Annotated in this window: 21 protein-coding genes; 7 read left to right on the forward strand and 14 right to left on the reverse strand. The window is 67.1% G+C overall.

Annotation, left to right across the window (positions count from 1 at the left end):
- Positions 1-66: 66 nt before the first annotated feature.
- On the reverse strand, positions 67-1095 hold the full coding sequence (gene ubiU, locus CYJ10_RS08840; RefSeq protein WP_180862874.1) for a ubiquinone anaerobic biosynthesis protein UbiU: 1029 nt from the start codon (positions 1093-1095) through the stop codon (positions 67-69).
- An 86-nt stretch (positions 1096-1181) separates the two neighbouring features.
- Entirely contained in the window at positions 1182-2039 is an 858-nt protein-coding gene (locus CYJ10_RS08845) for an IclR family transcriptional regulator (protein ID WP_101681521.1), read from the reverse strand.
- Between the two features lie 197 nt (positions 2040-2236).
- Here CYJ10_RS08845 and CYJ10_RS08850 point away from each other — a divergent pair, with 197 nt between their 5' ends.
- The 4 genes from CYJ10_RS08850 to CYJ10_RS08865 all read left to right on the forward strand — a co-directional run bounded on the left by CYJ10_RS08850 (position 2237) and on the right by CYJ10_RS08865 (position 5555).
- A complete protein-coding gene (locus CYJ10_RS08850) occupies positions 2237-3685 on the forward strand; it encodes an NAD-dependent succinate-semialdehyde dehydrogenase (protein ID WP_101681144.1) in 1449 nt (482 codons plus the stop codon).
- 79 nt (positions 3686-3764) lie between these two features.
- A complete protein-coding gene (locus CYJ10_RS08855) occupies positions 3765-4922 on the forward strand; it encodes an iron-containing alcohol dehydrogenase (protein ID WP_101681145.1) in 1158 nt (385 codons plus the stop codon).
- Positions 4923-5145: 223 nt separating this feature from the next.
- Complete coding sequence (locus tag CYJ10_RS08860) at positions 5146-5304, forward strand: DUF3309 family protein (RefSeq protein WP_082926650.1); 159 nt, start codon at positions 5146-5148, stop codon at positions 5302-5304.
- A gap of 62 nt (positions 5305-5366) precedes the next feature.
- The gene (locus tag CYJ10_RS08865; protein WP_101681146.1) at positions 5367-5555 is read left to right on the forward strand and encodes a DUF3008 family protein; all 189 of its coding nucleotides are present in this window, start codon (positions 5367-5369) and stop codon (positions 5553-5555) included.
- Positions 5556-5678: 123 nt separating this feature from the next.
- Here the strand turns inward: CYJ10_RS08865 and CYJ10_RS08870 are convergent, their stop codons facing one another.
- The 3 genes from CYJ10_RS08870 to CYJ10_RS08880 are packed head-to-tail and all read right to left on the reverse strand — an operon-like array spanning position 5679 to position 7672.
- On the reverse strand, positions 5679-6299 hold the full coding sequence (locus CYJ10_RS08870) for a ParB-like protein (protein ID WP_101681147.1): 621 nt from the start codon (positions 6297-6299) through the stop codon (positions 5679-5681).
- 18 nt (positions 6300-6317) lie between these two features.
- Entirely contained in the window at positions 6318-6797 is a 480-nt protein-coding gene (locus tag CYJ10_RS08875; protein WP_101681148.1) for a hypothetical protein, read from the reverse strand.
- Positions 6798-6814: 17 nt separating this feature from the next.
- A complete protein-coding gene (locus CYJ10_RS08880; RefSeq protein ID WP_101681522.1) occupies positions 6815-7672 on the reverse strand; it encodes an SDR family oxidoreductase in 858 nt (285 codons plus the stop codon).
- Positions 7673-7914: 242 nt separating this feature from the next.
- Between CYJ10_RS08880 and CYJ10_RS08885 the strand changes: the two genes are divergently transcribed.
- Positions 7915-8565: a ParB-like protein gene (locus tag CYJ10_RS08885; RefSeq protein ID WP_101681149.1), complete on the forward strand. Its 651-nt coding sequence runs from the start codon at positions 7915-7917 to the stop codon at positions 8563-8565.
- A 28-nt stretch (positions 8566-8593) separates the two neighbouring features.
- Here CYJ10_RS08885 and CYJ10_RS08890 read toward each other — a convergent pair whose 3' ends face one another.
- Positions 8594-9157, reverse strand: coding sequence for a hypothetical protein (locus tag CYJ10_RS08890; RefSeq protein ID WP_101681150.1), 564 nt, complete (start codon positions 9155-9157; stop codon positions 8594-8596).
- Positions 9158-9252: 95 nt separating this feature from the next.
- On the reverse strand, positions 9253-10350 hold the full coding sequence (locus tag CYJ10_RS08895) for a DNA topoisomerase IB (RefSeq protein WP_101681523.1): 1098 nt from the start codon (positions 10348-10350) through the stop codon (positions 9253-9255).
- Between the two features lie 211 nt (positions 10351-10561).
- On the opposite strand from CYJ10_RS08895, the gene CYJ10_RS08900 reads away from it, so the two are divergent.
- Entirely contained in the window at positions 10562-11203 is a 642-nt protein-coding gene (locus tag CYJ10_RS08900; protein ID WP_101681151.1) for a DUF4142 domain-containing protein, read from the forward strand.
- A gap of 25 nt (positions 11204-11228) precedes the next feature.
- Here the strand turns inward: CYJ10_RS08900 and CYJ10_RS08905 are convergent, their stop codons facing one another.
- From CYJ10_RS08905 to CYJ10_RS08915, 3 genes are all read right to left on the reverse strand, one after another.
- On the reverse strand, positions 11229-12164 hold the full coding sequence (locus CYJ10_RS08905; protein ID WP_101681152.1) for an alpha/beta hydrolase family protein: 936 nt from the start codon (positions 12162-12164) through the stop codon (positions 11229-11231).
- The gene (locus CYJ10_RS08910; RefSeq protein WP_257993194.1) at positions 12151-13344 is read right to left on the reverse strand and encodes a DUF3182 family protein; all 1194 of its coding nucleotides are present in this window, start codon (positions 13342-13344) and stop codon (positions 12151-12153) included. Before CYJ10_RS08910 ends, CYJ10_RS08905 begins: the two co-directional genes overlap by 14 nt.
- 77 nt (positions 13345-13421) lie before the next feature.
- Positions 13422-13931: a low affinity iron permease family protein gene (locus CYJ10_RS08915; protein WP_101681153.1), complete on the reverse strand. Its 510-nt coding sequence runs from the start codon at positions 13929-13931 to the stop codon at positions 13422-13424.
- Between the two features lie 230 nt (positions 13932-14161).
- Here CYJ10_RS08915 and CYJ10_RS08920 point away from each other — a divergent pair, with 230 nt between their 5' ends.
- Positions 14162-14515, forward strand: coding sequence for a BON domain-containing protein (locus CYJ10_RS08920; protein WP_101681525.1), 354 nt, complete (start codon positions 14162-14164; stop codon positions 14513-14515).
- Between the two features lie 93 nt (positions 14516-14608).
- On the opposite strand, the gene CYJ10_RS08925 is transcribed toward CYJ10_RS08920, so the two are convergent.
- The 4 genes from CYJ10_RS08925 to CYJ10_RS08940 form a co-directional block, all read right to left on the reverse strand.
- A complete protein-coding gene (locus CYJ10_RS08925) occupies positions 14609-15073 on the reverse strand; it encodes a PRC-barrel domain-containing protein (protein WP_101681526.1) in 465 nt (154 codons plus the stop codon).
- Positions 15074-15088: 15 nt separating this feature from the next.
- On the reverse strand, positions 15089-15658 hold the full coding sequence (locus CYJ10_RS08930; RefSeq protein WP_101681154.1) for a hypothetical protein: 570 nt from the start codon (positions 15656-15658) through the stop codon (positions 15089-15091).
- Between the two features lie 125 nt (positions 15659-15783).
- A complete protein-coding gene (locus CYJ10_RS08935; protein ID WP_101681155.1) occupies positions 15784-16128 on the reverse strand; it encodes a hypothetical protein in 345 nt (114 codons plus the stop codon).
- A 209-nt stretch (positions 16129-16337) separates the two neighbouring features.
- Positions 16338-17165, reverse strand: a complete 828-nt coding sequence (locus CYJ10_RS08940) for a sensor histidine kinase (RefSeq protein ID WP_257993195.1) — start codon at positions 17163-17165, stop codon at positions 16338-16340.
- Positions 17166-17224: the final 59 nt, after the last annotated feature.

Genomic DNA, 17224 nt, shown 5'->3' on the forward strand with positions numbered 1-17224 from the left:
GCTGGAATGGGTCGGGTCTTGGAGAAAAACGGACCGGCGGCGCGGTGGCCGCCCAGGAGAATGGATCTACCGCCAAGGGCGGTCGTAGGCGCCTTGCGTCACCTGGTCGCCCTCGGCATGGCGGCCCAGCGTGGCCTGCCAGTCCTGGCGCGGGACAAAGCGTTTCGGGTCGCGGCAGGCATCGTCGATGGCCGCGCGCAGCACGCCCACCACATCGGCCACGTAGCGCGGGCTGCGCTGACGGCCTTCGATCTTGATGGCCGCGATGCCCATATCGATCAGCGACGGCAGCAGCGACACCGCATTGAGGCTGGTGGGTTCCTCCAGCACGTAGCCGCGCTCGTCTTCCACGGTGAATCGCCCCTTGCACAGCGTGGGATAGCCGGCCGGCTCGCCCGGCGCATAGCTGTCGATCAGGATGCCCGACAGCCGCGCGTGCATGGTGCCGTCCTGCTCGTCCCAACGCACCGCATGGGCCGGCGAACAGACGCCCTTGTTGTTGGGCGAATCGCCCGTGGCATATGACGACAGCAGGCAGCGGCCTTCGGCCATCACGCACAGGCTGCCAAAGCCAAAGACTTCGAGTTCGACATCGGTCTGCCGGGCCAGCCGGGCAATCTGGGGCACGGCCAGCACCCGGGGCAGCACCACCCGGCGGATACCGAACTGCTCGCGCATCAGCTCGATGGCGTCGGCATGCGTGGCGGAACCCTGAACGGAGAGGTGGATGCGCAGCGACGGGTGCCGCTTCGCGGCGTAGGCGATCAACCCGGCGTCGGCCATGATGACCGCATCGGCACCCAGGGCGGCGGCGGCGTCCACGGCATGGTGCCAGCGCTCCACATGGCCCATCTGGGCAAACGTGTTGATGGCGAACAGCACCTCGGCGCCGCGCGCATGCGCTTCGGCCACGCCGGTGCGGATATCGTCCTCGCTGAAGTTCAGGCCGCCGAAGTTGCGGGCGTTGGTGGCATCGCGCAGGCCCAGGTAGACCGCGTCGGCGCCGTGCTGCAGCGCCATGCGCAGCGCCGCGAGCGATCCGGCCGGCGCTACCAGTTGGGGGCGGCGAACAGGGTTCGCCGTAGATTGTGTCATCGCGTGATGATCCGGGAAGGGGAACCCCCGGATGCTAGCGATTCAACGAGATTGGGCCTTTGACCCTACGCAAACGTTGAGAGGGATCAACGCGCCGCCGCTGCCAACGTTGTCGATGCGGGCGCGCCCAGCCGGGCCGAAAGGCGGTCGGCCAGCGCGCGTACCTGCTGGCCGATGCGCTCGCCGGTGGCCGTGTCGATCTCGCTGGTCAGGTAGCTGACGGCGATGGCGCCGGTCGCGCGTGTCGCCTGCGCATCGAACACCGGCGCGCCGAAACAGGTCATGCCTTCGCGCATCTGGCCGTTGTCGACCGAATAGCCCGCCGCACGCACCTGCCGCAGTTCATCGGCCAGGGCGTCCGCCGAGGCCACGCTCGCCCGCGTGAGCGGCGGCGGCAGGCCATCGGCAAACAGCCGCTGGACATCGGCGGCAGGCATGGTGCTGAGCATGGCCTTGCCCGTGGCCGTGTAAGGCGCCGGCAGCCGCATGCCGATACGGAAGGTCACGCCCAGCGGACGGTCGCCGTTCTGGCAGGCCAGGTAGACCACGGCGTCGCCCTCCAGCATCGACAGCGTGACCGTGGCGTCGTGGAACGCGTCGGTTTCGTCCCACAGCGCACGGAATTCCTCGGTGATCTGCGTCTGCGCCAGGAAGGCGTTGGCCCAGGTCATCACGTGCGGCCCCAGCGCCATCGCCCCGCTGGGCAGCCGCTTGACCAGCTGCAGCTGGACGAGCGTGTCGCACATGCCATGCAGCGAACTCTTGGGTGCCCCGGTCAGCCGGGTCAGATCGGCCAGCGTCAGCGGATCGGGCGACGCGGCGATGGCATCGAGCACCTGCACGGCCCGTACCACGGCGGGAGACGTCGGCCGGTTGCCGGTGCCGCCCAGGGCGTCGGGATCGCCGGAAGTGGCGGAAGGGGTGGCGTAGGCGGATTTGGGCATGACGGACATTCACTATCAGAAGGAACAGACGGGACGAACCTGACCGCGTACGGAACGCGGGAGACCTACTGGCGGTCTCCCCAGCATGCGGGTATGATCGCGTCATCGTTCGACATACGGAATATAGTTCAATCTATTGAACGCAGGCAAGTCTTTTAGCGACCGAGCCTGTATTCGTGACTTCGGGGAATTTCGCCATGCAACTCAAGGATCCTTCACTGTTTCGCCAACAGGCCTATGTCGATGGCCAATGGCTGTCCGCCACGTCGGGCGCCACGTTCGACGTGACCGACCCCGCCACGGGCGAGGTCATTGCCAAGGTGGCCGACCTGGGTGCGGCCGAAACCGAGCGCGCGGTAGCCGCCGCCGAAGTGGCCCAGAAAAGCTGGGCCGCGCTGACCGGCAAGGCGCGCGCCAACATCCTGCGCCGCTGGTTCGATCTGATGGTGGCCAATACCGACGACCTGGCCTACCTGATGACCCGCGAGCAGGGCAAGCCGCTGGCCGAAGCCAAGGGCGAAATCGCCTATGCCGCCAGCTTTATCGAGTGGTTCGCCGAGGAAGCCAAGCGCGTGGATGGCGAAGTGCTGGCCAGCCCCGCCGCCGACAAGCGCCTGGTCACGCTGCGCCAGCCGGTGGGCGTCTGCGCCGCCATCACGCCCTGGAACTTCCCGGCCGCCATGATCACGCGCAAGGCGGCGCCGGCACTGGCAGCCGGCTGCGCCATCGTCATCAAGCCCGCCGAACTGACGCCGCTGTCGGCGTTTGCGCTGGCCGAACTGGCCCATCGCGCCGGCGTGCCGGCCGGCGTGCTGCAGGTGGTGACTGGCGATGCAAAGACCATCGGCACCGTGCTGACGGGCAGCCCGATCGTGCGCAAGCTGTCGTTCACGGGATCGACCGAAGTGGGCCGCATCCTGATGGCGCAGTCGGCGCCCACGGTCAAGCGCCTGTCGCTGGAACTGGGCGGCAACGCGCCGTTCATCGTGTTTGACGACGCCGATGTCGACGCCGCCGTCGAAGGTGCCATCGCCGCCAAGTACCGCAATGGCGGCCAGACCTGCGTCTGCGCCAACCGCTTCTATATCCAGGACGGCATCTACGATGCCTTCGCCGCCAAGTTCGCCGAGCGCACCAGCCAGCTACGCGTGGGTAACGGCCTGGAAGACGGCGTGGTCATCGGCCCGCTGATCGAGGACGCCGCCATCGACAAAGTGGTGTCGCTGCTGGACGACGCCACGTCCAAGGGCGCCCGCGTGCTGACCGGCGGCGGCAAGCACAAGCTGGGCGGCACCTTCTACACGCCCACCGTGATCACGGGCGCCACGGCCGACATGCGCGTGGCGCGCGAGGAAATCTTCGGGCCTGTGGCACCGCTGTTCCGCTTCAAGACCGATGAAGAAGCCGTGGCCGCCGCCAACGACACCGAATTCGGCTTGGCCGCCTATCTCTACACGCGCGATATCGCCCGCGCGTGGCGTACGGGCGAGGCACTGGAGTACGGCATGGTGGGCCTCAACACCGGCCTGATCTCGAACGAGGTGGCGCCGTTTGGCGGCATCAAGCAGTCGGGGGTCGGCCGCGAAGGCTCGCGCCACGGCATCGAGGAATACCTCGAGATCAAGTATCTTTGCCTGCAGATGTAAAGTTCCACTGTTGGAGGACGCCCCTCTCCCGCGCACGGGAGAGAAGCGTCCCGCGATAAAAACTCATCCCGGAGACACCATGAACCCGTTCCGCTTCCAGACCGTGCCGACGGTCGTCGTCGAATCCGGCGCGGCACGCCGGCTGGGCGCGCTGCTGCGCGAGGCGTTCCCGCAGGCACAACGCCTGTGCGTGATCACCGATGGCTTCCTGGCGAAGAGCGGGCTGCTGACGCCGGCGCTGGAAGACCTGGGCAAGCACGACTGGCAGGTGACCGTGATCGACGACGTGGTGGCCGATCCGCCCGAGCATGTCGTGCTGGAAGCCACCGAACGGGCCCGCCAGGCCAATGCCGAAGTCGTGCTGGGCCTGGGCGGCGGTTCGTCGATGGACGTGGCCAAGCTGATTGCCGTGCTGCTGCCGGCCACGCAGTCCATCAAGGACATGTATGGCGTGAAGAAGGTCACCGGCACGCGGCTGCCGCTGGTGCAGATGCCCACCACGGCGGGCACGGGCTCCGAAGTCACGGCGGTATCGATCGTCACCACGGGCGAGACCACCAAGATGGGCGTGGTCGCGCCGCAGCTGTTCGCCGACCTGGCCATCCTCGATGCGGAGCTGACGCTGGGCCTGCCGCGTGGCGCCACGGCGGCCACCGGCATCGATGCGATGGTGCATGCCATCGAGGCCTACACGAGCGCGCATCTGAAGAACCCCGTCTCCGACATGCTGGCCGTGCGGGCACTGGAACTGCTGTCGCAGAACCTGATGCGTGCCTGCGACAACGGCCACGACCTGGCTGCGCGCGAGGCCATGCTGCTGGGCGCGATGTTCGCGGGCCAGTCGTTCGCCAATTCGCCCGTGGCGGCGGTGCATGCGCTGGCCTATCCGATCGGCGGCATCTTCCACGTGGCGCACGGCCTGTCCAATGCGCTGGTGCTGCCGCACGTGATGAAATTCAACGCCCCGGCCGCCTGCAAGCGGTATGGCGAACTGTGCGATGTGGTGTTGCCCGGCACCACCGGCAGCGACGAGACCAAGGCCGCCGCGCTGATCGCGCATATCGAGGGCCTGATCGAAGCGACCGGCATTCCGCGCACGCTGCGCGACGTGGGCGTCAAGGAGCCGGACCTGCAGCGGCTGGCCAGCGATGCGATGCTGCAGACGCGCCTGCTCGTCAACAATCCGCGCGAAGTCACCGAAGCCGACGCCTTCGGCATCTACCGCGCGGCGTTCTGAGGCAGGCCCCGTGCCGGCCCGGCCCCATGATGCGCCTCAGGCGTCGTGCGGCCGGGCTTGTCTTGCAGGACGCCATCGCAGGCGTCGTCTTATTCCTACACCCATATCAGCCCCTGCCCGCCTCTGGGCGGAGTGGTGCTGTCCTAACCTGCAATAACAGGGACAGGCGCGCGGCGGCCTTGAAAACCGCAGCGCAGCCAGCACCACAACAAAGGAGCGCACCATGGGTATCGGCACCATTCTTCTGATCGTCCTCATCCTGCTGCTGGTTGGCGCACTGCCAACCTGGCCGTACAGTTCCGGCTGGGGCTACGGGCCAAGCGGCGGCCTGGGGCTGATCGTCATCATCGTCGTGCTCCTGGTGGTGTTGGGCCGGATCTAGCCGATCCGGGCCGTGGGTCGCGTGCCTCACCGCGACCCTAACCGCGAACGAAGGAGATCGACATGCCAGCCAAATCCAAGGCACAGCAGATGGCGGCCGGAGCCGCCTTGTCAGCGAAGCGCGGCGAACGCAAGTCCGGTTCGCTCAAGGGCGCATCGAAGTCGATGGCCAAGTCGATGAGCGAAGGCGAACTCGAGAAGATGGCCAGCACGAAGCAGAAGGGCAAGCCCATGCACAAGTCCAGGAGCTAGGGCTGGCTGGCCTTCGACACACGCCGCGGACGGGCGCTCCGACAACGGGCGCCCGTCCGCGGCGTTTTTTGCGTGCATCAGCGTTCGCGCGATCCCAAGCGCCCTCTCTGAGCGCCCTCCCCCTCAGCGCCCCTCCCGCTCGCACTTGCCCACGAAGCCCGGCAGCCGCTTGGCCTTGCTGCTGCGCGCCAGCTGGATGGCCTGGGTCATCGCCAGTGCAAAGCCCGGAATGCTTTCCATGTCCTCCGCCACGTGCCGGCGGAAGAACGCCGCCCAGCGAAAGTCGCCGTACGCGTTGCCCGGCTTGCGGTACGCGCCCGCATTGCGCGTAAAGGCGGCCAGGCTGCGGTACGGATCGTCGCGCATGCCCATCACCGTGGCGGGCAGGTCTTTCTCGGAAAGATGCTCGCCGTGTTCGTCGTAGGGATGCACATGGCCCAGCGCACGCATGCGCTTCCAGAACTTGCCGGGCGGCAGATGGCTCAGGTCGTCAAGGATGGCGACCGGCGCTTCCTGCCAGCCCAGCTCCAGCCAGGCACGCGCCCAGTGATGATGGTCGGCGATGTACAACGCCCCGCCTGGCCCGGCAATCGTCTGGATGCGGTGTTCCTCCAGAAACCGGCCTAGCGCCTTGGCGCTGCGTGGCCTGGCCGCGACGTCCATCTTTTCGTGGACCTGATAGAGGCCCAGCGTGATCTGCGTGGGTCGAAGCGTGCCCAGTTCCGCCTTGGCATGCGTGGCCATGGGTGCGTCCGTCCGTCGTCAGTTGTGGCTGGCGACCTGGCGGTCGACGTAGTGTTCGAGTTCGCTGCCGGGATCTTCGTTGCCGGTGCTGTCCTCGGCCACGGCTTCCTCCGCCACCGGCGCCGCATGCGCGGGCCGGGCATCGCCATCGGCCCCCTTGGCGGCACCCTGGCCGGGGATGGGCCAGCATTCGCCCTCGGCCGCATCCACGAGCGCGGGCGCGTGCGCCGGGTTGAAATCGGTCCACTGGCCGCCCTCCCACTTGCCCTTGGCCGCTTCACAATCGCTGGCGCCGCCTTCGCGCAGCACGTCCAGCACCTCGTCACGGCGGTCGCCCTTGGCGCGTGCGGCGAGCAATACCCCCGGAGGGCGGGCGCCGCCCGGGTCCACCGACATGATCGAGACGTCCCACACCGAGAACCCGCGCGCATACAGCTTCTGCGCGGCGTGCTCTGCCTCGGGAATGGACGCAAAGCGCCCGGCAACTATCGAAGACATGATGTTTCTCCCTGTGTTCAAGCGTTGACCACTTCACCTCCGTTGATATGGAGGATCTGCCCGGTGATATAGCTTGCGGCTTCGGACGCCAGGAACACGTAGCCCGCAGCCACCTCGAACGGCTGGCCCGGACGGCCCATCGGCGTCTTCTTGCCAAACTCCGCCACTTCGTCGGCGGTAAAGGTCGACGGAATCAGCGGCGTCCAGATCGGCCCCGGCGCCACGCCATTGACGCGGATGCCGCGCTTGACCACCTGCAGCGCCAGCGAGCGCGTGAACGCCACGATGGCGCCCTTGGTAGCAGAGTAGTCCAGCAGATGCGCACTGCCGCGATACGCGGTCACCGAGGTCGTATTGAGGATCACGCCGCCCTGCGCCAGATGCGGCAGGGCCGCGCGGGTCACGTGGAACATCGCGAACACGTTGGTCCGGAAGGTGTTCTCCAGCTGCTCGGTGCTGACATCCTCCAGAGATTCCTGCGGATGCTGCTCCGCCGCATTGTTGACCAGCACGTCGAGCCGGCCGAACGACTTCAACGTGTCGGCGACCAGCTTGTCCGCATGCTCCACGTTGGCGATGTCCCCGGCGATGGCCAGCGCCCGCTGGCCGGCCTCGGCCACAAGCCGTTCGGTCTCCCTGGCATCGTCGTGTTCGTCCAGGTAGGCGAACGCGACGTCGGCCCCCTCTCGGGCAAATGCCACGGCAATGGCGCGGCCGATACCGCTATCGCCCCCCGTCACCAGGGCCACCTTGCCCTTCAGGCGGCCGCTGCCGACATAGTCTTCGGCGCCGCTGTCGGGCCTGGGCACCATTTCGCTTTCCAGGCCAGGCTGGCGGTCCTGATGCTGTGGCGGGAGTTTGCTCGGGGTAGACATGGCCGCTTCGCTTTCAGTGCAATCGTCAATGCTGTCGGGGTGCGCAAATTCCGTGCCGCGCCTGTGCATTTGCGCGGCCCCGGCGCCATGCGGGCCAGCGGCGGTGCCCGCGCGCCGGAGATGCGTAACGGTTACAAGCGGTGGCAACGATTGCCGGAAGCGGAGCGCCTGCGACGCAGCCACAGCACGGCACAAACCTTGCTGCTTGCTGGCCAGTTCCTTGTCCTGGAGATCAGACACCCATGGCGAAACGCACACGGCGGCTTGGCAAGGATGCGGCACTGATGGTGCCCATCGGTCACCTGCACCCCACGCAGATCACGGTCGGGGCATACCACGTCGCGCAGAAGATGCATGTCACCCGGCGCCTGGCCCATTCCGACGTGCCGGGCTTCCTGGACCAGCACCGCGTGCATATCGTGATCGGCCCCGAGCAGGCGCTGTATATCGTCGATCATCACCACTGGGTGCGTGCTTGGCAGGACATGGGCATCGACATGGTGCCGGCGCTCGTCCGCAACGACTACAGCCATCTGTCGGTCCGCGCGTTCTGGAAGCGGATGACCGACGAACACATGGTGCATCCGTACGACGAACGCGGACGGCGGCGGCCGATCAGCGAACTGCCATCGGACGTCCACAGCATGCGCGACGATCCTTACCGTAGCCTGGAAGCGTTCGTGCAACTGGCGGGCGGCTATCGCAAGGTCAAGACCGCATACTCCGACTTTCGCTGGGCCGACTTCTTCCGCAAGCAGATCAAGGGGCCACTGGACACGCACCACACTTTCGCGGCGGCACTTGCCAAGGGATTGCAGCTTGCCACGAGCCCGAAGGCGCGTGACCTGCCCGGATACCTTGGGCCGTGCAGGAAGACACGCCAGAAACGCTAGTGCCGTTCTGGCGGCGTTCTCGTCAACATCACGCGACCGCTCCGCGCCGCGCGCGATCCCGCGCGTTGTCGCGCGCCAGCGTCAGCACGCAGCACAGCAACAGGTAGGCGCGCTTGAATTCGCCGGCGGCCTCGCGCGGGCTACCGCTGCGCGCGTGGCGAAAGCCGGCATCGAGCCTCGCCTCGATACCGCGCTCCACGTCGGGCTGGGTGTAGAGGGATCGTGTACGGTTCTGCCACAGCGCCATGGTCGCCGTATGCCGGCTGTCGAGCGCAGCCGGGGAAAGTGCGTCCTCGCGCTTGCTCAACGCCAGGCGCATCTCGCACAGCGCCTGCATCAGCACGCGCGCCTGGCGCAGGTCATTGCCACGCGGCGCCCGGGCCGTCGCACCCTTGCCATGCAGCGCCTTGGCGGCCAGCCGCGCGGGCGATACATGCAGCGCTGTACCGATGCCGACGCAACTATCGTCGGCATCGTCGGCATCAGATGTTGAGAAATTCCCAGCAGTGGGTAGCGACTGACGCGCTTCCGTGAGATAGGTTGCCGGGCTGCTGCTGTCAGCCTCAAGGAAACCGATGACTGCGTGTTCCACCTTGGACCTCGATTGCTATGCTGTTCTGCTTGTTGTTGGTACAAGCATCGATGCAATAGCCGTGCCGGTTTGCAAAGGCGCCGACGCCCGCTGTCTCAAGCCGCTCTCCGGGTGGGTCGCGCCAGCGGGGCGGTACTTTCCAGCAGGGCCAGCAGGCGCGCCTCGTCGGTACGCAGGCGCATGCCTGCACGGGGTGCCGGTAAAGCCTGCAATGCGCCAGCCATGAACGCGGCCAGCACATCCGGATGCACATAACACTTGCGGCAAACCGCCACCGTGTTGCGTAGCCGCTGCGCCACGTTGCGGATCACGTCGACCATCGCCTTCTTGCGGGCTGCCTCCGTATCGGCCGGGGTCTTGCGCAGCAGCGCCAGCGCATGCACGCTGCCCGCCCATGTGCGGAAGTCCTTGGCCGTGAATTCGCCGCCCGTGACCTCCTGCAGATAGGCGTTGACGTCGACCGAGCCAATCTCGCGCACCTCGCCGTCGCTGTCCTTGTACTTGAACAGCCGCTGGCCCGGCAGGTCCGCGCAATTGCGCACCACCCGCGCCAGCCGCGCGTCGTTGACCGACACATCGTGCGTGACGCCGCTCTTGCCAGTGAACTGAAAGCGCAGGCGGCTACCTTGCACGGCCACGTGTTTGCGCTTCAGCGTGGTCAGCCCGTAGGTGCGGTTCTGTTCCGCGTAGCGAGGCGTGCCCACGCGCACCAGCGTGGCATCGAGCAACGTCACCACCGCAGCCAGGACCTTCTCGCGCGGCATGCCATTGCGCGCCAGGTCGCGTGTGACACGGCCCCGCAGATGCGGCAGCGCCTGGCCGAAGGACATCAGCCGCGCGTACTTGTCGGCGTCGCGCAGCGCGGCCCAGTCGGCGTGATAGAGATACTGCTTGCGGCCGCGCGCATCGCGGCCCGTGGCCTGCAGATGGCCGTCGGGGTCCATGCAGATCCAGACCGATTCGTAGGCGGGCGGAATCGCCAGCGCATCGATGCGCGCCTGCGTGGCGGCGTCCACGCGCTTGCCGTCGGGCCGGACATAGGTGAAGCCCTTGCCGGCCCGGCGTCGGGCGATGCCGGGCTCGCTGTCGTCGACATGATGCAGACCCGCCTTGCGCAGCGCTGCATCAAGGGTTGGGGTCGAACTCGGCGTCGAAGTCTGCCTGTCCGGATCGGCAACAGTGGTCTGGGTCATGTGCATGCGCGTACGCATGAGCCATGCCATCCGACTTCAACGCGCCACGGCTAGGTGGCGCATCGCGCGCTTGCAGTATTTACCGATCCAAATGGGCTTCGGCAGGCGCGCATTGCAAATTCTGCCGTCCGACAGGAATGCTTCTTGCGCGATCCGGCGACGTACCTGCCGCCCATCCCTCTCCCCGCATGGCATATGAAGGAGCCTCCTCATGCCAGAACGTATAGAACGTAGCTGCAATCGTGATCGAACCTCCCAGCGCATGTCACGCCGCTGGCCGCTTCATGTCGTGGCCATTGCCATGGCCTGCTGCGGCGCAGCAGGCGTCTCGCTGGCGCCAGCCGCTCCGCCGGTAGCCGACGCGCCGCTGGCCCCCACCCCGCCAAAGCCGGCCAAGCCGCCCGCCACATCGCTGTCCACCGACGACCTGCGCTTCGTGGACGAGGCGCAGATGACCACCCACCTTGAGATCTCGGCCGGCGAAATGGCGCTGGAAGTGTCCAGGGACCCCAAGATCCACGCCTTCGCGCGCCAGATGGTGGAGGACCACAAGGAAGCGCTGGGCGCCCTGCGCGGCATCGCCGCCGACAAGGGCATCACGCCGCAGGATCGCGTGCCCGAGGCCCCTGAACTGACACGGTTAAAGTCTCTCAAGGCCGATGAATTCGACCAGGCCTATATCCGGACCATCGGCATCGACGCCCACGAGCAGGCCGTGCTGCTGTTCCAGAACCAGTCCACGCGCGGCAAGGATCCTGCCCTGCGCGCCTTTGCGTCGCGCCTGCTGCCCGCGCTGCGCGAGCACCTGAAGCAGGCGCGCGCAATGGACCAGCGCGTCACGGCGGGTCGCTAGCCGCATCGGCAGGCCACGGCCACCGCTACTCCGCCGCGCGCTCGGGGCGCGGCCGCGCGGCAATGACCTGCGGATCGTTCTCGTCGTCCCCGCCCGCCAGCACCGCCTCGCGCGCCATGTCCTCGCCACCGTTGCCCTTGCGCTCCGGTTCCAGCCCGTCGTCGTGATGCGGCGTCTTTTGCGCCGTCGATGCCTTGGACGGCCGGGCCGGCACGGCTGGCCCGGTACGGGCCTCGGTGACCATCTCGCGCAGCCAGCCCAGCAGCAGCTTCGTGTACGCGCGCTGACTGTCCTCGCTGTTCAGCCCGTGGTCCGCACCCTTGAGCACGCGGTACGTGATCGAACTGGCCTGGATGCAGGCATCCACGTAGCTCAGCACCGCCGTGTGCGGCACGATGTTGTCGTGCTGCGATTCCACCACCAGCACATCGCCCTTGAAATTGGTGCAGGCACGCAGCGCGCGATTGGTATCGGCAGCCACCACCTTGCGACGATAGGCCACCAGGTCCTGGTCGCGATGCAGTTGCCGCTTGGGCGATTCCCACCCTTCGTCCATGTACAGCGCCGGCGCACGAAATGCAAGCCAGCGCACGGGCCTGAGTTCGCACAGCACGGCGGACAGATACCCGCCGTAGCTGCTGCCCACCACCGCGATGGCGTTGCGGTCCACCTCGGGATGCCGCACCAGCATGTCGTAGGCGGACAGTACATCGGCCAGGTTGCGCATGCGGCTGACCGTCTCGTATTGCGCCGACGTACCGGCGTGACCGGTCAGGTCGAAGGTCATGCAAACCGCCCCCAGGCCGGCCACTTCGCGGGCCCGGGCCAGGTACTGCTGCTGGCTGCCGCCCCAGCCATGCACGAACAGCACGCCGGGCAGCTTGGTGGCGGGAGAGATCACGGTGCCCGCGATCATCCCGCCTTCGGTATGGATCTGTATCGATTCTTCATGGGTTGCCATCGGAAACGGACTCCAGTCTCGCGTATTTGGTCAGTGCACCGACACTGCGGTCTTCTCCCTGGAAATAGACGTCCGCATCTTCCGGTACGGTTGCGCCCTCGCCATAGATCTCGCGCGTACACGCGGTGGCACGCACGCATTGCGGATCGTCGCGGAACGCGGCCAGTGCCGCCAGTTCCGCGCCCGTGGCACCACCCACGCGCCACGACTGTTCCAGCACACCGAGTCGCGGCTGGCCGTTGTCGCTGCCAAACGCCACGTCGTAGTTGCAGCGCGACATCAGCACACCCGGAAAGCACTCGACGGCAGCCGCGTGATACGCCATCGCGGCCAGCACGGCATCGCGCAGGTGGACTTCGAGCGGATGCGCCAGCAGGTCTTTCAGCGTGCCACGCACCACGCGCAGCGTAGACCCGCCATAGACCTTGCGGCCGGTGTTGTCGGGCGTCAGGTCCTGCGTGCCGCAGTAGCTGGCGCACAGTTCGCCGATCTGGATCTGCCCCACGCTGAACGTGAGCACATCGTCGAGATTGCGTTCCAGCACCAGCCCTTCTCGCTCCACACGCGCCGCATCCAGCGTCTGCAGCGCCTGGTCCAGTTCCGCATCGTTCGCCACCACCTGCTGGCCTAGCCCGCCAATCCCGCACGGCTCCTTGACGCGTACCTTGCCATCGCGCAGCATCGCACGCCCGGCGCGGCGGGCGTCGTCGAGCGAGAACGCCGTGAACCCCGGCAACACGTGCCCGCGAATGCGCGCGGCGAACGTATCGTTCCAGCCCGCGGGGGCGGCGGCGTCGGGCGCCACCCGCCCGTGCGAGATCGCCTTGGTGGCGATGAACGCGTGCGGCACCACGCCGCCCAGCAGGTCATCCAGACCAGCGATGCCAAGCTGGCGCGCGCTGTCGACGCCGGTCAGCGTGTCGGCCGGCACGAAGTAAAGCCGGCCGTCCGCGGGCCGGTGCGTGGTCGCGTCGTAGCTGCCGGCAAACGTGAAGCCGGCCAGCTTGGCCACCCGCTGGGCGATGCCCTTGAGCGTGGCACCCTGGTGGCTGTCCGGGTCATCGCAATCGGCACGGCCGTACACCACCACGCGCACGTCGCGTTGCTGCGGATCGGGGGCCGGGGCGGCATCCATGGCCACCGCGGTAGCTGCTGCATCGGGAGTCACTGGGGTTGCCAAGTCGGGCTCCTCTGCGGCCAGGCCGCGTTTGTCGTTTCAGCGTTTCAGGATCCGGTGGTCGCCTGTCGCGCCTGCCACTACGCCGTGGCTGACGCCTGACGGTTGTCCTCCGGCTTGCGCCGTGCGTGCCGCACGCGGGACTTTTCGGCGTGGTTCTCGTTGGCTTCGTCGATCGAATGGCTGCATTTGACGTCGCCCTCCTCGTCGGCCAGTTCGGCCAGATGGCGATAGAACTTCACCAGCTGGCGCAGTTCCTCCTCGTCAAGATCCTCGATGGACACCAGGTGGTTGCTGGCCTCGCGGTGCGACGCCAGCAACTCGTTGAGCTTCAGGTGGACCGCCATGGCGTCCTTGTTCTGGCTCTGCTGGATCAGGAACACCATCAGGAAGGTGACGATGGTGGTGCCGGTGTTGATGACGAGCTGCCAGGTCTCGGAGTAACCAAAGAGCGGCCCCGTGACGGCCCAGGCCAGGACGACAAAGACGGCGAGCGCGAAGGCCACCGGCGAGCCGGCCTGACGCGTCGCGGCGCCGGCAAAGTGGTCGAACAGGTGGAACAGGCGGCGATGCGTGGGCTGCTGTTGCATGAAACGCTCCCGTGGCAAGGCAGGACTGTCTACATTGTAGGGAGCGCCTCAACGCAGTTTCAGTCGGTGGCGTCCTACAAGGATGTCATCCGGCACCGTGACATGTCGTTTTTACAAGCAACGATCCGGAGGCCGGGGCGCTGCGGTGGGCATGGCGATTGCGTCTCACCGGCATTCCGGGCGCGGCGTTGCCGCCGCGCGCCATCACCTACCAGACGAGGACCGCCATCATGCAAACGGAAAGCGAAGCACCACGCCGCACCAGCCCAGACGACGATGACGAACTGCTGCGCGAGCGTGTCGGCACCTGTATCGCTGAATTCTGCGGCGGCGATATGCCCGACGGCGTGGCCGTGCATGTGGTGGAGCGCCGCGTGACGATTACGGGCCAGGTAGAGGACATCGATATCGCCCAGCGCATCGAAAAGGCCGCATCCACGCCCCCGGGCATCCTCGGCGTGTCGAACCAGCTCACCACGCGCGTACCCCCGCCGCGCGAGGTGCCCGGCCAGCCCCCGCTGGCCACGGGCATACGCGCCGATCCAGCGGAAAAGCCGGCCGGCCAGATCAATCACAAGGTTTGACAATGCATACGGCGCCGGCCCCTGGAGCGGGGGCGGCGCCGCGCAAACCTGCACCGGGGCATTCACCCCGGCCCGCATTTCACCCCGGCCCGGTCAGGCCCACGGGTCGTACCGGTCCTTCTCCCAGTATGGCGAGATGCCGTAGTACTCGTGGATGCTCGTGGCCCACTCCGAATTCGCCATGGTGGGCCAGTGCTCCTTGTCGAATCCCGGCGCGGCCTTGATGCGTTCCTTTTCGATCCCCAGCACAAAGCACTTGCGGCGCGTGTCCAGCGTCAGAGCCGACCACGGCAGCGCATGGAGCTTTTCGCCAATGCCGAGGAAGCCGCCCATCGCCAGTACCGCATAGGCAATACGGCCGCCCAGCACGTCGACCATGATGTGGTCGATGGTGCCGATCTCCTCGCCGGACGGGTCCACTACCTTGTTGCCTTCCAGCGTGTCGGACGCCATCACGAACGGCCCGCATCCGGCCGTGGTCTGGTCAACGTCCCCAATAATTGACGCGCCGCGCGGCGGCGTACCGGCGGGCGGGGTCTGCGGGTCCATGGGCTTCATGTGCGGTTCCCACATTCATCGGCTCGCCGGCACTGGCGCCGCCAGCGGATCGAAATCCTCCCAATGGCCATCGCGCCACTGGCCCTCCGCGCGCTCCACATCGCGCGCGCCGCCGCGACGCAACTCGCCCGCCACCAGGGCCGTATTGGCGTCACTCACATGAGCCGCCAGCAGCACGCCGGCGTGTCGCACCGGCCCGGCGCTGCGATCGGTGCCGGCCAGCGCGCCCATCAAGGATCCGGCATAGGCGCCAACCCCTGTGGCAAAGGCCATGACCAGTACCAGTACCCACGGCTGCAGAGACGCCGCGGCGAACCATGCGCGCGCGGCCGCAACCAGGCAGACCCCGACGGCAAAGCCGATGACGGCGCCGATCAGGATGCCGCGCCCGGCGCCGGGTCCGGCGTCGCGTGCGCCGGGGTCCACAGCCTCGTCACCCCCTATCGGAAAGGTGGCGTGCTGGCCCGGCGGGTTGACATAGAACATGGTCAGATCGTCCTGCCTGACGCCCTTGGCCATCAAACGTGATGCAGCAGTCTCGGCCCGGGCAAACGTTTCAAATCGTCCTGCGATGATCGTAGACATCCTGAGGCTCCGTTCAAAGGCATGTTGCAGTGCAAGGGTGGGGCAGCGATCACATGGCGATCGGAAGGTGCCACGGGATGTGCCCCGAAGGGGTGACCTTGGCCTTCCTTCAGCCCCTGCCTTGCTCAACGCTTCTTGTCACCGCGGTCACTGACGCCGGTGCGATGCGCGGCGGCCTTTTCGCCCGCTGGCTGATGTTCGCTGCCCTTCTTCAGCTTCCAGTCCACGTCGTCGCGGCGCGTGGCGGTCTGACGCTCGGCATGTTCGGCCGCGCCCGGCGAGATCGGGTCGCTGGCGGGGAAGGTCATGTCGAGCGATTCATCCACGGCGGCCTGGTAGGTCTTGGCGGCCTTGTCTGACTTGCCAGCGCTGGCCTTGTCCGCCGAGGGGGTAGATGGCTTGGTCGACGGCTTGGTAGATGGCTTGGCCGAAGGCTTGTGTGAACCCTTCGGAGCATGAGCGTGTGACATGGCATCTCTCCTGTTCGGAATCGGATTCGGGTCCCCTGTCTGCGAGGCTCCGTCCGTGAACGATGCAAACGCCGGGCCAGCGCCGCAAACCCGCTCAAGATCGTGGCGGGGTGCGCGCAGCGGCGCGTCATGGCGGGAACAGCCGGGAGAAAGTGGGAGGGAAGGCGTACCGTGGCGCTGCAGATTGTGCGCCATGCGGTAAAAAATGCTCAGGCGGGACGTGCCGTCCCCACGCGCGGGAAGCGTACGGCGATGCAGACCGTGACGTTGTCGGTGTCGCCGCAGTTTTCGTTCTCTGCGGTCAGCGCGGCACCTTGCAGTTCCACCATCCGCCGCGTCAGCAACAGCGCGGTGCTCTGCCGGGGCGAATGCCCGCCGCTGGCTGGTGCGCGGCGGCCGAAGAAGTCGCTCAGCGCGGCAAGCCTGGTCTCGCCTCGCGTCCGCTCCACGGGGGGGCTTTCGGTAATGCGGAACTTGACGTAGCCGGCTTCGGCGCTCAGGTACACCCGCACCGACCCGCCGGCGGCCGCGCGCCAGATGCAGTGGACCAGAAGATGCCTGAGCAGCGGGCCGATGCGCAGCGCATCGCCCGGCACCGTAAATCCGGTGCCCGCGTTGTCCTGCGTATCCAGTGTTGCCAGGATGACACCGCGCGCTTCGGCGGCGGCCCGCTTGTCCTCGATGGCCAGCCCAGCCAGCACGCGCAGATCGGTTTCTTCCCAGGACGGACCGCGATCGTCGGCCAGCAGCCGCACCCCTTCTTCCATTTCCTCGATCAGGGCCAACTGCTGCTGCATGCCCGATCGCATGCCGTCCAGCGCGCGCTGCGCCGGCGCGGCCAGCGAATCGATCGAGCGGTCCAGTACGTAGCTCCAGCTCTGGATGGCATTGAGCGACGACCGCAAATCATGCGCGGCCTGCTCGATCAGCGCACTCACCTCGCTAATGCTGCGCACGGCGGGCGGGGCGTCGTCTGGGGCACCCCCGCCGGCCGAAGGCGGCACGGCAGAAGGAGGAATGCGCGGAGCGTCAGTCATGTTCAGCCATTGGATCGGCAATCATTTCGGGAACGATCATGTTCCGAACACGCAAGAAC

The organism is Cupriavidus pauculus, assembly GCF_002858765.1.
Lineage (GTDB): Bacteria > Pseudomonadota > Gammaproteobacteria > Burkholderiales > Burkholderiaceae > Cupriavidus > Cupriavidus pauculus_B.

Excerpts from the sequence above, each read along its gene's own strand:
- CYJ10_RS08925 (WP_101681526.1), bottom strand. The coding sequence starts at position 15,073 with ATGAAGCCCATGGACCCGCAGACCCCGCCCGCCGGTACGCCGCCGCGC.
- CYJ10_RS08905 (WP_101681152.1), bottom strand. The coding sequence starts at position 12,164 with ATGGCAACCCATGAAGAATCGATACAGATCCATACCGAAGGCGGGATG.
- CYJ10_RS08850 (WP_101681144.1), top strand. The coding sequence starts at position 2,237 with ATGCAACTCAAGGATCCTTCACTGTTTCGCCAACAGGCCTATGTCGAT.
- CYJ10_RS08930 (WP_101681154.1), bottom strand. The coding sequence starts at position 15,658 with ATGTCTACGATCATCGCAGGACGATTTGAAACGTTTGCCCGGGCCGAG.
- CYJ10_RS08870 (WP_101681147.1), bottom strand. The coding sequence starts at position 6,299 with ATGGCCACGCATGCCAAGGCGGAACTGGGCACGCTTCGACCCACGCAG.
- CYJ10_RS08855 (WP_101681145.1), top strand. The coding sequence starts at position 3,765 with ATGAACCCGTTCCGCTTCCAGACCGTGCCGACGGTCGTCGTCGAATCC.
- CYJ10_RS08915 (WP_101681153.1), bottom strand. The coding sequence starts at position 13,931 with ATGCAACAGCAGCCCACGCATCGCCGCCTGTTCCACCTGTTCGACCAC.
- CYJ10_RS08920 (WP_101681525.1), top strand. The coding sequence starts at position 14,162 with ATGCAAACGGAAAGCGAAGCACCACGCCGCACCAGCCCAGACGACGAT.
- CYJ10_RS08860 (WP_082926650.1), top strand. The coding sequence starts at position 5,146 with ATGGGTATCGGCACCATTCTTCTGATCGTCCTCATCCTGCTGCTGGTT.
- CYJ10_RS08935 (WP_101681155.1), bottom strand. The coding sequence starts at position 16,128 with ATGTCACACGCTCATGCTCCGAAGGGTTCACACAAGCCTTCGGCCAAG.
- CYJ10_RS08900 (WP_101681151.1), top strand. The coding sequence starts at position 10,562 with ATGCCAGAACGTATAGAACGTAGCTGCAATCGTGATCGAACCTCCCAG.
- CYJ10_RS08895 (WP_101681523.1), bottom strand. The coding sequence starts at position 10,350 with ATGACCCAGACCACTGTTGCCGATCCGGACAGGCAGACTTCGACGCCG.
- ubiU (WP_180862874.1), bottom strand. The coding sequence starts at position 1,095 with ATGACACAATCTACGGCGAACCCTGTTCGCCGCCCCCAACTGGTAGCG.
- CYJ10_RS08940 (WP_257993195.1), bottom strand. The coding sequence starts at position 17,165 with ATGACTGACGCTCCGCGCATTCCTCCTTCTGCCGTGCCGCCTTCGGCC.
- CYJ10_RS08845 (WP_101681521.1), bottom strand. The coding sequence starts at position 2,039 with ATGCCCAAATCCGCCTACGCCACCCCTTCCGCCACTTCCGGCGATCCC.
- CYJ10_RS08880 (WP_101681522.1), bottom strand. The coding sequence starts at position 7,672 with ATGTCTACCCCGAGCAAACTCCCGCCACAGCATCAGGACCGCCAGCCT.
- CYJ10_RS08865 (WP_101681146.1), top strand. The coding sequence starts at position 5,367 with ATGCCAGCCAAATCCAAGGCACAGCAGATGGCGGCCGGAGCCGCCTTG.
- CYJ10_RS08885 (WP_101681149.1), top strand. The coding sequence starts at position 7,915 with ATGGCGAAACGCACACGGCGGCTTGGCAAGGATGCGGCACTGATGGTG.
- CYJ10_RS08875 (WP_101681148.1), bottom strand. The coding sequence starts at position 6,797 with ATGTCTTCGATAGTTGCCGGGCGCTTTGCGTCCATTCCCGAGGCAGAG.